This is a genomic window from Rhodococcus sp. NPDC057135 (assembly GCF_042670865.1).
GTDB lineage: Bacteria > Actinomycetota > Actinomycetes > Mycobacteriales > Mycobacteriaceae > Rhodococcus_F.
On sequence record NZ_JBHUUU010000012.1, the window covers coordinates 213,002 to 226,033 of the forward strand.

The 13,032-nt window shown below is 62.6% G+C and carries 12 protein-coding genes; 9 read left to right on the top strand and 3 right to left on the bottom strand.

Going from position 1 to position 13,032, the window contains the following annotated elements; genetic code table 11:
- The first annotated feature begins 121 nt into the window (after positions 1-121).
- From ACFT1A_RS22725 to ACFT1A_RS22745, 5 genes are read left to right on the top strand one after another with little or no spacing between them, the layout of a single operon-like run.
- Positions 122-1,744, top strand: coding sequence for an ABC transporter substrate-binding protein (locus tag ACFT1A_RS22725; RefSeq protein WP_378448863.1), 1,623 nt, complete (start codon positions 122-124; stop codon positions 1,742-1,744).
- On the top strand, positions 1,741-2,775 hold the full coding sequence (locus tag ACFT1A_RS22730; protein WP_378448864.1) for an ABC transporter permease: 1,035 nt from the start codon (positions 1,741-1,743) through the stop codon (positions 2,773-2,775). The genes ACFT1A_RS22725 and ACFT1A_RS22730 overlap by 4 nt, the downstream gene beginning before the upstream one ends.
- On the top strand, positions 2,768-3,589 hold the full coding sequence (locus tag ACFT1A_RS22735; protein ID WP_050655415.1) for an ABC transporter permease: 822 nt from the start codon (positions 2,768-2,770) through the stop codon (positions 3,587-3,589). Before ACFT1A_RS22730 ends, ACFT1A_RS22735 begins: the two co-directional genes overlap by 8 nt.
- A complete protein-coding gene (locus ACFT1A_RS22740; protein WP_378448865.1) occupies positions 3,586-4,503 on the top strand; it encodes an oligopeptide/dipeptide ABC transporter ATP-binding protein in 918 nt (305 codons plus the stop codon). The genes ACFT1A_RS22735 and ACFT1A_RS22740 overlap by 4 nt, the downstream gene beginning before the upstream one ends.
- Position 4,504: 1 nt before the next feature.
- Entirely contained in the window at positions 4,505-5,152 is a 648-nt protein-coding gene (locus ACFT1A_RS22745; RefSeq protein ID WP_378448866.1) for an ABC transporter ATP-binding protein, read from the top strand.
- Between the two features lie 192 nt (positions 5,153-5,344).
- On the opposite strand, the gene ACFT1A_RS22750 is transcribed toward ACFT1A_RS22745, so the two are convergent.
- Positions 5,345-5,593: a hypothetical protein gene (locus tag ACFT1A_RS22750; RefSeq protein ID WP_378448867.1), complete on the bottom strand. Its 249-nt coding sequence runs from the start codon at positions 5,591-5,593 to the stop codon at positions 5,345-5,347.
- A 190-nt stretch (positions 5,594-5,783) separates the two neighbouring features.
- On the opposite strand from ACFT1A_RS22750, the gene ACFT1A_RS22755 reads away from it, so the two are divergent.
- Positions 5,784-7,100, top strand: coding sequence for a DUF222 domain-containing protein (locus tag ACFT1A_RS22755; protein WP_378448868.1), 1,317 nt, complete (start codon positions 5,784-5,786; stop codon positions 7,098-7,100).
- A gap of 86 nt (positions 7,101-7,186) precedes the next feature.
- Here the strand turns inward: ACFT1A_RS22755 and ACFT1A_RS22760 are convergent, their stop codons facing one another.
- Positions 7,187-9,316 (bottom strand): ArnT family glycosyltransferase, encoded by a 2,130-nt coding sequence (locus ACFT1A_RS22760; protein ID WP_378448869.1) that lies wholly within the window; start codon positions 9,314-9,316, stop codon positions 7,187-7,189.
- Complete coding sequence (locus ACFT1A_RS22765; protein ID WP_378448870.1) at positions 9,313-10,554, bottom strand: glycosyltransferase; 1,242 nt, start codon at positions 10,552-10,554, stop codon at positions 9,313-9,315. Before ACFT1A_RS22765 ends, ACFT1A_RS22760 begins: the two co-directional genes overlap by 4 nt.
- A gap of 87 nt (positions 10,555-10,641) precedes the next feature.
- Between ACFT1A_RS22765 and ACFT1A_RS22770 the strand changes: the two genes are divergently transcribed.
- The 3 genes from ACFT1A_RS22770 to ACFT1A_RS22780 all read left to right on the top strand — a co-directional run bounded on the left by ACFT1A_RS22770 (position 10,642) and on the right by ACFT1A_RS22780 (position 12,995).
- On the top strand, positions 10,642-11,070 hold the full coding sequence (locus ACFT1A_RS22770; RefSeq protein WP_019747035.1) for an HIT family protein: 429 nt from the start codon (positions 10,642-10,644) through the stop codon (positions 11,068-11,070).
- 238 nt (positions 11,071-11,308) lie between these two features.
- The gene (locus ACFT1A_RS22775) at positions 11,309-11,944 is read left to right on the top strand and encodes a ScbR family autoregulator-binding transcription factor (protein WP_378448871.1); all 636 of its coding nucleotides are present in this window, start codon (positions 11,309-11,311) and stop codon (positions 11,942-11,944) included.
- A gap of 154 nt (positions 11,945-12,098) precedes the next feature.
- Positions 12,099-12,995: a serine hydrolase gene (locus ACFT1A_RS22780; RefSeq protein WP_020906342.1), complete on the top strand. Its 897-nt coding sequence runs from the start codon at positions 12,099-12,101 to the stop codon at positions 12,993-12,995.
- The last annotated feature ends 37 nt before the right edge of the window (positions 12,996-13,032 follow it).

Sequence of the window (13,032 nt, forward strand, 5' to 3'; positions counted from 1 at the left end):
GGGGCCAAGGTCGCAGGGTTCGGCCTTTGTGCGAAATATCCGTTTCGAGATGAGATCATATGAATACCTGAATAGGTGAACAGATGTTTTCGGACACCTGTCCACCAAGGAAAGGACACCCGTGAAACTCCACAAACCAGGCGTTCTGACGCTCACCGCAACCGCCGCAATCGGCGCACTTCTGATCACGTCGTGCAGTAGCCCGACTGGCACCAACTCTTCGGGCAACAACGACGGCCTCGTCTTGGCCGACGGCTACGAACTGGGCGGCTACAACCCGGTCGCAGGCTTCGGTGCTGCCGGTGAAGCCAAGATGTACGACGGTCTCGTCCGGCTCACCGGCGGCACCGGTATGCCTGGATTCGAGCCGTCCTTGGCCGCAGAGATGCCGACGGCCAACGCCGATGCGACAGTCTGGACGGTCAAGCTCCGCGACGGGGTCACCTTCTCCGACGGATCGACCTTCGATGCGGCAGACGTGGTTGCCACGTACAAGGCGATCCTCGATCCCGCTTCCGCCTCGGAGGCGCGGTCGTCGTACGACATGATCAGCGATGTCGTGGCCGTCGACGACAGCACAGTCGAGTTTCGCCTCGCCTACTCGTATGCGCCGTTGCTGACGAAGATGCTGATCGGCATGGTTCCGTCGGAGTCCCTCGCGACACCCGGGCTCGCCGCCGAGTCACCGTTGAACACTGCGCCCGTCGGTACGGGTCCGTACACACTCGTCGACCTCTCACCGGATCGGGCGGTCTTCGAGGCGAACGAGAACTACTGGGACGGCGCGCCGGAGATCAAGAAGCTGACTCTTCTCTACGTTCCCGATGACAACACCCGCGCCCAACGAATGGTGTCCGGTGAGATCGACGGAACCAATCTCCCTCCACTGCTTGCCAATACGTTCTCGGGCAAAGACAACATGTCCGTGACAGCCCATCAGTCGGCAGACTGGCGCGGCCTCTCACTCCCCACGAACAATCCCGTGGCGGGCGACAAAGCCGTGCGTATGGCGCTCAACCTCGCCGCCAATCGCCAGTCGATGATCGACAACGTCCTGGGCGGACACGGCAGAGTTGCCGCCACTCCGATCCCCGAGGTCTACGGCGACTCGTACAACCCGAACGCGACCTTCGCCTACGACCCGGCCGAGGCCGAGCGAATTCTGACCGAGGCCGGCTGGATCGAAGGTGCCGACGGAATCCGTTCGAAGGACGGACGGCGCGCGCAGTTCACGATCATGTACAACTCCGTCGACACCGTCCGACGTGATCTCGCTCAGGCATTTGCCTCCGACGCTCTTGCTGTCGGCATCGAGGTGGATCTCGAAGCTCTCTCCTGGGACCGCATAGACCCTCGCATCAACCAGGATTCGACACTTCTCGGCGGCGGCGACGAACCATTCGACCCTGACACACAGGCGTACGACGCACTGAACTCGAAGTACATCGCACCCGGGGTCGGCAGCATCTACGACAACGCCAGTGACTACTCCAATCCAGCAGTCGACGCAGGTTTGGAAGTAGGACGCCGCAGCCTCGATCCGGCAACGCGTGACGCCGCGTATCGCGACGTTCAGCAGGCGTACGTCGAAGATCCTGGATTTGTCATCCTCGTCTTCCTTGACCATACGTACGTATCGAAGGATTCCGACTGGCAGATGTCCGGACCGGTACTCGAGCCACACTCACACGGTGTGACCTGGGGTCCGTGGTGGTCACTGCAGACGTGGGCCCGAGGGCAATGACAGCGGTCGACGTTCGGGCAGACGCGCCGGCGTCGCGGGGCCACCGTGACAACTCCCGCCGAAAGGCCATCCTCACGATGGTCGGTCGGCGGGTGTTGTTCATCGTGCCCGTGATCGCCGTGGTGTCCGCGGGACTCTTTGCCGCCGCCGCGATTTCACCGTTCGATCCACTGGTGGGCTATCTCGGCACGCGATACATGACGACCAGCGACGCGGACAAAGCGTTGATCGCCGACCAGATGGGTTTCGACAACCCCTGGTACAGCACTTACTGGAATTGGCTTCAGGGGGTGTTCACCGGTGATCTCGGAATTTCCAGATCGTTCAATCAGCCTGTTTCCCAAGTTATCTCCGAACGTCTGCCGTGGACCCTGCTGCTGGTCGGCATCTCACTCCTCATCGCGATTCTCGCCTCGCTGACACTCGGTGTTCTCGCCGGAATCCGTAGTGGAGGATTCCTGGACAAGGTCGTGTCCGGGCTGAGCGTCGTCGTTCAGGGACTTCCGCCGTTTGTCTTGTCGCTGGGGGCCATCGCGCTCTTCGCTTTGACTCTTGGCTGGCTCCCGGTCGCCGGACTGACCGACGGGGGTGCCGATCCCACACCGGGACAGGTCGTCCGACACTTGGTCCTACCGGTGACGGTGCTCGCCATTTCGCAGATGCCGTGGCTCCTCCTCGCCGTCCGAGAATCCGTCGTGGGATCGAAAGGCGAAGGGTTTGTCGCGGGCGCAGTAGCGCGCGGAATCCCGACGCCGACCATTACGAAGCGCCACATACTGCCGACATCACTGGCACCCTTCGTGAACATCGTCGGCGTGCGATTGCCCGAGCTGATAGTCGGGGCAGTGCTGGTGGAAGAGGTCTTCAGTTGGCCGGGGATCGCCGGCGCCATCGTTTCCTCTGCCCGTGACCTCGACATGGCCCTACTCGCATTCCTCACCGTCGGTACAACATTGACGGTCATGCTCGGCTCACTACTTGCCGACGTCCTGGTTGCAGTACTCGACCCGAGAGTGAGTACCGATGGCTGAGCGACGCTTCAAGATCGCCCTCGGCGTGCTGATCCTCGTTGCGCTGTACGCGGCGCTGGTCCCATGGTTGGCCGACGTCGACGACCGAGTCACCGACTTCTCGGCGGCCCGCCTAGCTCCATCCTTCGATCACCCGTTCGGAACAGACTCTGCGGGACGAGATCTGTTCGTGCGCATAGCTGCAGGCATTCGAACCTCGCTACTCATCGCGCTCGCCTGTGCGCTGCTCGCCACGGTGATCGGCGTCGCCGTCGGTACCACGGCCGGGCTGGTCGGCGGCTGGGTGGACAGGTTCGTCATGCGCGGCACCGACGCCGTCAACGCACTCCCCCACCTGTTGCTCGGCATCGTCATCGTCGCGATGTTCCGCGGAAGCATTGCCGCCATCGTGCTTTCGATCGCACTGACCCACTGGACCCAAGTGGCCCGGATCATCCGCTCCGAGATCTTGAGTCTGCGCGAACGACCGTACATCGACGCCGCCATTCTGGCGGGGGCAAGTCGGCGTCACGTGATCATGCGCCACCTCGTGCCGGCGACGGCGCCGCAGGCCTTGATCGCGGTTGTTCTCCTCTTACCCCACGCCGTCTGGCACGAATCTACGTTGTCCTTCCTGGGTTTCGGCCTTCCCCCGCACAAGCCCAGTCTAGGAACGCTTCTCGAAGAGGCACGCAGTTCCCTGCTCCTCGGCGGTTGGTGGACGCTGGTATTCCCCGCCGCAGTCCTCGTGATCGCCACCGTCGCAGTTGCAGTCGCCGGTTCGGCCCTGCGGTCGATGCTCACTCCCCCACGACCTTCGGAGTTGCGACTGTGAACCACGGCCTACGCATCGAATCCCTCACCGTCCGGATCCCTCTACCCGGAGGATCCGTAGTCCACGCCGCGAGCGACATAGACCTCTCGGTCCCGGCCGGCACCGTGACCGCACTCGTCGGCGAATCCGGGTGTGGCAAATCGATCGTCGCCACCTCGGTCATGAACATGTTGCCGCCGACAGCTTCTCGAACTGGAACGGTCACCGTTGGCACCCCCGATCAGGAGATCGATGTCTTCTCCGGCACCGCGTTCCGGGGGCGACATACTGCGCTCGTTCCGCAATCTGCCGCAACACATCTCACCCCCGTTCGAACTGCGAGATCGCAACTGCAAGAAACCATCGACGCGCTCGGCAGCGATCACACCTGCGACGGCTTGGCGCTTCGCGTCGGACTCGAGCCCTCGGCTCTGGACTGCTACCCACACGAACTGTCGGGTGGCATGGCGCAACGCGTCGCCATTGCCGGTGCGTTGGCCGGGAATCCATCGGTGATCGTGGCTGACGAACCCACCGCCAACCTCGACCGCGAACTCACCGACCACGTCATGAGCCTGCTTCGCGAGTGCGCGGACGCCGGGGCGGCAGTCCTGCTCATCACCCACGACCTGGCATCCCTTACCCGCAGCGGCGTCGCGGATCGACTTGCCGTCATGTACGCATCACGCCTCATGGAAACCGGTCCGGCTACTCTGGTGTTCCAGGATCCACTCCACGACTACACCCGAGACCTACTCGGCGCCTTACCTTCCCGCGGTTTGAATCCGATCCCCGGCTCGCCACCGCAACTGACCGATCTCCCCGACGAGTGCGTCTATCACCTACGACGCCCGGAGTCGAAACAGTCCGGTGGACCGACCGAGTTGGTAACCCTCGGCGAACGCACGTACCGAACATTGCGGAAGGTGGGCTGACATGAGTCTGCAGGCATTGGGAATCACCAGTGGGTACCACCGAAACAGACCGGTGCTCGAGAACATCTCCCTCGAGATTCCGTCGGGAAAGCTGATCGGCCTGACCGGGCCGTCGGGAACCGGAAAGTCCACACTTGCAAGAATTCTCGCCTCACTGGACGCACCATGGTCAGGTGAGGTGCGGATCGACGGATCACCTGTCGTGGGTACCAAATTCTCGGTGCCTGCGACGTTGCGAGGCACGGTATCCATGCTGTTTCAGTCGCCTCGTGCATCAACCGACCCTCGGCAGACGCTCGCCTCGATCATCGGGCAACCCGGTGATATTGCCGGCAGGACAATCGATGTGGTCGCGCTGGCCGCAGAAGTGGGCCTCACTCCCGATCTCTTGTCCCGCAGACCACACCAGGTCAGCGACGGCCAACTGCAGCGCGCCTGCCTGGCGAGATCGCTGGCGCAACAGCCGAAATACCTCATCTGCGACGAGGCGACGGCGATGCTCGACGCTGCGACGACGGCCACGCTCATTCGGTTGATCGAGAGTCGCGCCGCTGAGACCGATGCCGGCGTACTACTCATCAGCCATGATCGCGAATTACTCGATGCCTGCTGCCACGCGGTCCACGACCTCGACGGCATTCGCACTTAGTGCGTGTTGCCAAACCTGATCCGGTAGTTCGCGGGCGAGTGTCAATGCGTGTCGCGTGATGCGATTTCGGATGAGGCGCGCAGGCGGGAGCCCCGTAGCGCGACGCGCTGGAGGGTTCGGGGACTGGATAACGATCTACAAGAATTTCGACTCGGCCTGAGATCTTCGTTGCCGACCGCACCAAAGAGGCGCTTACTGATCACACGGCACCGTGAACGACACTGGTTTGCCGGTGGCGCGCGCATACGCGACCTCTCGGCGCGTGGACTCGCCGATGTATCCGCCTGGGTTGACGACCAGAACCCGATCAGCCAGGTCGATCTTGCGCAAGTGGAGCGCGTCGAGCAGTGCCTTCTGCTCGACAGAGATCACCTCGCCTGCTTCACCCGGCGCGACAACGATGACGCCTGCGAACGTCAGGTCGCGGTTCACCTCCCGCATCTCTTCAGCGAATCGGGCAGAGCCGCAAATACAGACAATCTCAGGTCGATCAGGCACGGTTCAGTCTCTCACCGACTCGCAACACCAGTCTCATCTGACACCTCGAGCAACACACCCCAGCCCCAACAAAATTGACCCTTGACTCGAACTGATGTTCGAGTATTGTAGAGGGAGGGGATCGGGGGATTCAATGAGTGTCTTTCTGTCGGAAGTTGTTTCGGGTTCTGCGGTGGGGTTGCGCGGGCAGTTGTGGCGGTTGTCTGCTGCCGAGTTACGCGCTGCGGCTGTCGAGGCGAGTGCGGAGATTCTTCGCCTGGAAGCCGTTCGGGTGGCGGTGGTAGACGAACTCTCGATGCGTCCCGACGATCAGGTGATTGCCAGCCGCGGCGTCGGTGCGTGGTTGGCGGCAAACACGATGCTGCAGGTTCGGGACGGGAAGAAGATCGCCGCCCTGGGCGCCGCGTTGCGCCCGTTTCCCGCCGTGGGAGCGAGATTCGATTGTGGGGATTGCTCGTTCGATCAGGCCGTCTTGATCGTGGCGTTTTGTGAATCTCCGCCGAAGGGGATGCCGGAGGAAGCGCTACCGAAGTGCATCGACCTACTGCTCGCAGCAGCGTCGGGGGTGGAGGCGACGACGACGAAGGTTCGGCACGTTATCGCGACTTTGGAGCGGGTGTTCGAATCCGATGAGATTCCGCCTGCCGAAGATGTGGATCGCAACGAGCTCCGCATCGCCTCGACGTTGAACGGTCGGGTGGTGGTGCGCGGCGATTTCGACGCCCTCACCGGCGAAATGCTGCTCTCGGCCCTGTCGAATCTGACGATGCCGACCCCCGCGGCGGATGGAACTCCCGATGCCCGGTCGGCGGCGAAGCGGACGGCGGACGGGTTCACCGAACTGATCCGCCGGTACCTCGACTGCGCAAAAACCGGAACGGATGGTGGGCAGCGACCGCATGTGAATGTGCACATCAATGCTCGGGATCTTGCCGAGCATCGGGACTGCGCCGCGGCACCTTCTGATGTGGACGACGAAGGCTCGCCCGATCTGGACCTGTCAGATCTTGATGTCGGGCACATGCCGTGGCTCGGGCCACTCTCGGTCTCACAGACCAGACTCCTCGGGTGCGACTGCTTCCTGTCGACTGTCCTACTCGACGCTCACGGCGCACCGCTCGATGCGAGACCCGGAAAACGGTTGGTCACCGCCGAACAGAGAGTGGCCCTGATCGCCCGCGACAAGGGCTGCGCGTTCCCGGGGTGTTCATGCGTACCGGCGTGGACCGATGCGCACCATATCCGGCACTGGGCGAACGGCGGGCCGACGGTGATGAACAACCTTGTCCTGCTGTGCCGTTCGCATCACCGGTTGATGCATCGGAAAACGGGGTTCGTCGGCAAGTGGGACATCAGAATGGGTGTCGACAACAAACCGTGGTTCATCCCGCCGCCCTCGATCGACCCCGGGCAGCACCCCAGGCAGGCGAACACCACCTTCAAAACCTGAGAACAGCTTCTCAGGCACAACAGAACACGGCCAGGTCCGCATCGGAAGTGCTCCTCCGATGCGGACCTGGCGTGCGTTCTTGCTGGTCAGCCCCCAACCGTCAAGTCGTAGAGGGTAACTCCGTCCACCGTTGTGGCGGTGAAGTTTTCGGTCACCCACGTCGAGATAGCGGTAGCGGTGCCCTCGGCGTTCATTCCACCACCCATACCGCCGCCGGCGATGAAGAAGTGAATCTTGCCCTCTGCCACGTACTGCTGGAACTGCGCGAGCGTCGGGGACGGATCGCTGCCGTTGAACCCTCCGATAGCCATGACCGGTGATTGCGTCGCAAGCTGATAACCCGAGGCGCTGTTGGACCCGATTGCCGCAGCTACCCAGGTGAATTGGTCGGAGTTCTCTTCAAGTGTGGACACAACCGCGGCTCCCGGCGTGCTGCCCTGCAGTAGACCACCGGCGGCACCGCCACCCATGGCCCCTCGCGTTCCGTCGGCGGTCGATGTGGTGGTACCCGGAACTGTTGCACCACCGGGCATCTGGTCCATTCCTGCAGGTGGCGTTCCGTCCGCCCGACGGTTACCGCCATCAGCCGTGCCACCGAATCCGCCGAATCCTCCACGGCCGCCGCCGGGCCCGCCCATTCCACCTTCGACGCTCGGTCCGGCCGAAACTATGGAACCGGTATGCGGAGTGTTGATCGTGTCGATCGCGTAGGCAGTCGGACCCGCCAGACCGGTGAAGATCGCCGCGAGAATCACCGCCACGGCCAGTCGACCTCTCGACACCGCCGGAATCAGCACTGCCACGGCAGCGACAACGCCGACTACCAGAATGGCCCACCGGAGCCACGGCACGAATGAAGGCGAACGTCCGAGCAGTACCCACGCCATCGCGACGGTTGCGGCCAATGACACCGCCAGAATGATGCGCACCCAGAGGACGTCACGGTGACGCCACGCCACTACCGATCCTGAACCGATCAGTGCGGCGATCGCCGGCGCCAGCGCAACGGTGTAGTAGGCGTGGAAGATTCCCGCCATGAAACTGAAGGTCAGTCCGGTCACCAGGAGCCACAGCCCCCAGACGATGAACGAGGCACGCTGCGTGTCGACACGGGGAGCCCTGCCTCGCAGCACGATTCCAGCCACCAGAAGTATCAGTGCGGCAGGAATCAACCAGGCAATCTGCCCGCCCTGGGCAGATTCGAACAGTCGGGTAATGCCGGTACTGCCCCACATACCGCCACCAGCCCCACCACCTGGAGCCATACCCCCTGCTGCCATACCACCCGTTGCCTCGCCCATTCCCGGGAAGCCTCCCGCAGCAGCGCCGGCCGCAGCATCACCAGCACCGCGCATTCCGCCCCCGCCGACGCTTCCGGTCTCGTTGCCGCTCAAGCGTCCGAGCCCGTTGTAACCGAGCGTCAGTTCGAGAATCGAATTGTTCTGCGAACCACCGATCCAAGGACGTGAGTCGGCCGGCCACAGTTCGACGATTGCCAACCACCATCCGGCGGAGACGATCAACCCGCCCAGTGCAGCAAACAGTTGCAGTACCCGCTTACCCAGTTTCGGCGGTCCGGCGATCAGATAGGTGAGTGCCAGTGGCGGAACCACCAACATGACCTGCAATTGCTTTGTCAGGAAACCGAATCCGCAGAAGATACCGACCAACACGAGCCAGCGGGTGCGGCCGTCCTGCACGGCGCGCATCATCGCCCACACTGCTGCGATCATCAGGAGCACCAGCATGGCATCCGGGTTGTTGAACCGGAACATCAGCGCCGCTACGGGAGTGAGAGCCAGCACCAAACCGGCGAGGAGTCCGGCGGCAGCACCGAAGTACCGCCGAACCGTTCCCCACAACAGTGCTACCGATCCGACACCGAGCAGTGCCTGCGGCACCAACATCGCCCAGGAGTTGAGTCCGAAGATGCGAACCGACAGCGACATCAACCACAGGGACATCGGCGGCTTGTCGACGGTGATCGAGTTGGCAGCGTCCGAAGAGCCGAAGAAGAAGGCTTTCCACGACACCGAACCTGCCTGTACCGCAGCGGCATAGAACGAGTTGGCCCATCCGGATGCACCCAAGCCCCAGATGTAGGCGACTCCGGTGCCCACCAACAACACTCCGAGCGCCCACGGTTCCCAGTGCACCCGACGCTGCGGTTCCGGTGCCGGCACCGGCGCGGCGAGTCTCTCTGCAGTGGCGGTCATCGATTGGCTCCTACGGGTTGTGCGGTGCGAAACACCCAGCGCAGTGCGATGAATCGACTCACTGTGGCAACAAGATTGGCAATGACAAGTACTGCAAGCTCGACGTGTTTGGATGCATCGGGCGCCACCACGTCGAGCACGAACAACGATCCGCTGGTGAGCAGCAAGCCGAACCCGAATACGAGCAGGCCCTGCATTTGGTGACGGGCGGATCCTTCCGACCCCCGGATCCCGAAGGTGAAGGCTCGATTGGCGGCGGTGTTGAACACCGCGGTCACCAGCAATGCGACGGCATTGGCCCACTGCGCACCCATGATCGAGTGCAGTGCGAGATAGAGCAGCGCGTACGCAAGCGTCGAAATGACTCCCACCACGGCAAAGCGTGAGAGCTGCCCGACCATGCCTCGCGGAACACCCGGAACCAACGGTTCACGTCCGAAACTCGCCCTGAGCTCGGCCAGTGGGAGTGAGCCGGTCGAGAGTGCTCGCCCGACGCGCACCACACCTTTGAGGTCGGCGACTGCCGTGGCGACGATGTCTACCCGACTGTCCGGGTCGTCCACCCAGTCGACGGGGACCTCGTGAATTCGCATCCCGGCCCGCTCGGCCAGCACCAACAATTCGGTGTCGAAGAACCATCCGGTGTCCTCCACCAGCGGAAGTAGTTGCCGCGCAACGTCGACGCGCATGGCTTTGAAACCACACTGAGCGTCGGTGAAGCGAGCATGCAGCGCGCTTCGGAGAATGAGGTTGTAACTGCGTGAGATGAACTCACGCTTGGGGCCACGGACCACGCGGGACGAACGTGCCAACCGAGAACCGATGGCGATGTCCGAGTGCCCCGAGAGCAGCGGAGCAATCAACGGCATCAGGGCGTTGAGATCGGTCGAGAGATCGACGTCCATGTACGCGACCACGTCTGCATCGGAATCGCTCCACACCTGACGCAGTGCTCGACCACGGCCCTTCGCATCCAGGTGCACGACCCGGACGTCGTCGAATTCTTCGGCGAGGGAACGAGCGAGCGCCAACGTACCGTCGACACTGGCGTTGTCCGCGATGGTAATTCGGGCAGAAAATGGCACCTGCGTGCGTAAATGATGGCGCAAGCGGCGCACGCACGTCTCGAGGCCCGCCTCTTCGTTGTATACCGGGACGACCACGTCCAGCACTACAGTCGTCGCGGAGAGCTCCCCTGCGTCCGTGCTGCCCGCGGTCTGCATGGCTTCTGTCGTCATGCGTCCTAGATTTGTCGGGCCGGCTCCGACGAACCTGCATCCAGCCTGGGAGTTTCCTGGCAACCGGACGCGGGCTAATCTCGGGGTATGCCTTCAGTCTTCAGCGCCATCATCAACGGGGATCTACCAGGACGTTTCGTGTGGGAGGACGACGACGTTGTCGCGTTCCTGACCATCGCACCGGTAACGCAGGGTCACGTACTTGTCGTACCGCGCGCCGAGGTCGATCAGTGGCAGGACGTAGATCCTGAACTCTTTGCCAAGGTCACCGCGGTTGCCCGCACCCTGGGTCAGGCTGTGAGGAAGGCGTTCGACGCGCCTCGGGCCGGTCTCCTCATCGCAGGTCTGGAAGTTCCGCATCTTCACGTTCACGTCTTCCCCGCGTACGACATGGGGAACTTCGACATCAGTGGCGCCGACACTTCGCCGTCACCCGAATCTCTCGACGAGGCACAGACCAAACTCAAGTCGGCGCTACGCGACCTCGGCTTCGAGGCAACAGTTTCGACTCGTTGATCGCGTACCTTCGACCGAATTTCGCTGGCCGATAACTGGACTCCCCGCCGCAGCCTCCGACGGAGGTTGCGGCGGTCGCATTTGCCGCTCCTACCGACCGTGACCTGCGATTGCACACCGAACAGTCCGTTTCGCGCTGTCGCGCGAGCACGAGTTTCGCTGCTACCGTGGGGCGCTGGTCCGGGACCTAGGGCCCTAAAACTAGTTCACGTGTTAACAGTCGGAGGACAAGGGAGCAATGCAGGAACGTGCCAAGATCAGTCGGCGTCAGATTCTTCGTGGCGCTGCCGATCGGTTCGAAGTCACGGGGTACGGCAGCACGAGCATGAACGACATCGTGTCCGCGGCGCAGATGACCAAGGGCGCGGTCTATTTCCACTTCTCGTCCAAAGACGAATTGGCTCAAGCTGTCATCGAAGAACAGCACCAGATCTCGATCACCGCCTTCACCGCAGTTGCAGCCACGGGCGCACCGGCACTGGAACAGCTCGTCATGGTGTGCCACGAGATGGGCCGCCAGCTTGTCGCGGACCCGATTGTTCGTGCGGGAGTCCGGCTTACCCTTGAATTGGCCTCTGCCGACGGTTCGCAAGGTCCGTACCTCGCGTGGATCCGCGAGCTTCGAAAACTGGCCGAGGCCGCGAAGCGCGAAGGCGATATACGCGACGACGTGGAGCCGGAATCGGTTGGCCGCGTAGCGATCTCGGCATTCACCGGCGTTCAACTGGTTTCGAACGTGCTCACCAGGCGAAGCGATTTGGACGTCCGCATCGACGAGTTGTTCACTCTCCTGCTGGCCGGCGTCGTCTCCGACAAGCGCCGCGGCGATGTCGACAGCCTTGTCCGCTGCCGGCTCGAAACGTACGCCTCCTGATCTGGAACACCCCGACGCCCGGATGATTCGGCATATCCGCACCGAACCTTCTGGTCAGCTTCGTCGATTCGTACAAGACCCCCCGTCGTCGACTCACTATCGTCGAATCCACGAATAACCCAGATATACGGATACCGACGAAAGGGCTTCTCGAATGACCGAAACTGCCACGTACGTTGAGAGCGCACAGCAGGAGATCGCTGCTGTACTGGCCGAAGCGAAGACCGATGCGTTCGTCCACGCACGCGACATCGATTCCGGCGAAGAGTTCGGCTACGGCGCTGACGAAGGTGTCATCCTCGCCTCCGTGTTCAAGATTCCTGTCGTACTCCAGTACGCACGTGAAGTAGCGGCCGGCACCCTTGATCCGACCGAGCACGCCACGGTGACCGCCGAGTTCCGCTCCGGCGGCATCGGTATCGGCGGTTGCGCCGACGATGTCACCGCCAGCTGGCGAGACCTCGCTCTGCTCATGATGAGCTTCAGCGACAACGCGGCCACGGATTTCTTGTACGAGCGTCTCGGACTCGACAACATCGTCGCAACGCTACGCGGGCTCGGTTTGGAGAAGACCAACTTGGTCCGTGACTGCCGCGGCCTGTTCAAATCGGTCTACGACGACCTCGGAGTCGACAAGGGCACCTTGCTTGAAATGCCTCCGATCGAAATTCTCCGGACGATTTCCGTCATGGATCCGGCCCGCTCCAACTCCAGCACTCCTCGTGAGATCACAATGTTGCTGGCTGCAATCTGGCGGGACGAAGCCGGCCCCGCATCGGCCTGCGAAGAGGTCCGAACGATCATGAGCAAGCAGGTCTGGCCGCACCGCCTTTCGTCTGGTTTCCCCGACGAGGTCACTGTCGCTGCCAAGACCGGAACGCTGGGATTGGTACGAAACGAAGCCGGCGTCGTGGCGTACCCGGACGGCAAGCGCTACGCCGTCGGTGTCTTCACCAAGTCCCATGAGCTCACCCACCGCGCCCCGAAGATCGACGCTTCCATCGGAACCGTCGGCCGCATCGCTGTCGAAGCTCTCCGCAACAACAGCTGATCTGAACCCACCGACGAAAATGCGGGTCGCGCCGAGA

Coding starts and splice junctions, on each gene's coding strand:
- ACFT1A_RS22765 (WP_378448870.1), bottom strand. CDS start 10,554: ATGACGACAGAAGCCATGCAGACCGCGGGCAGCACGGACGCAGGGGAG.
- ACFT1A_RS22780 (WP_020906342.1), top strand. CDS start 12,099: ATGACCGAAACTGCCACGTACGTTGAGAGCGCACAGCAGGAGATCGCT.
- ACFT1A_RS22770 (WP_019747035.1), top strand. CDS start 10,642: ATGCCTTCAGTCTTCAGCGCCATCATCAACGGGGATCTACCAGGACGT.
- ACFT1A_RS22730 (WP_378448864.1), top strand. CDS start 1,741: ATGACAGCGGTCGACGTTCGGGCAGACGCGCCGGCGTCGCGGGGCCAC.
- ACFT1A_RS22760 (WP_378448869.1), bottom strand. CDS start 9,316: ATGACCGCCACTGCAGAGAGACTCGCCGCGCCGGTGCCGGCACCGGAA.
- ACFT1A_RS22745 (WP_378448866.1), top strand. CDS start 4,505: ATGAGTCTGCAGGCATTGGGAATCACCAGTGGGTACCACCGAAACAGA.
- ACFT1A_RS22735 (WP_050655415.1), top strand. CDS start 2,768: ATGGCTGAGCGACGCTTCAAGATCGCCCTCGGCGTGCTGATCCTCGTT.
- ACFT1A_RS22775 (WP_378448871.1), top strand. CDS start 11,309: ATGCAGGAACGTGCCAAGATCAGTCGGCGTCAGATTCTTCGTGGCGCT.
- ACFT1A_RS22750 (WP_378448867.1), bottom strand. CDS start 5,593: ATGCGGGAGGTGAACCGCGACCTGACGTTCGCAGGCGTCATCGTTGTC.
- ACFT1A_RS22755 (WP_378448868.1), top strand. CDS start 5,784: ATGAGTGTCTTTCTGTCGGAAGTTGTTTCGGGTTCTGCGGTGGGGTTG.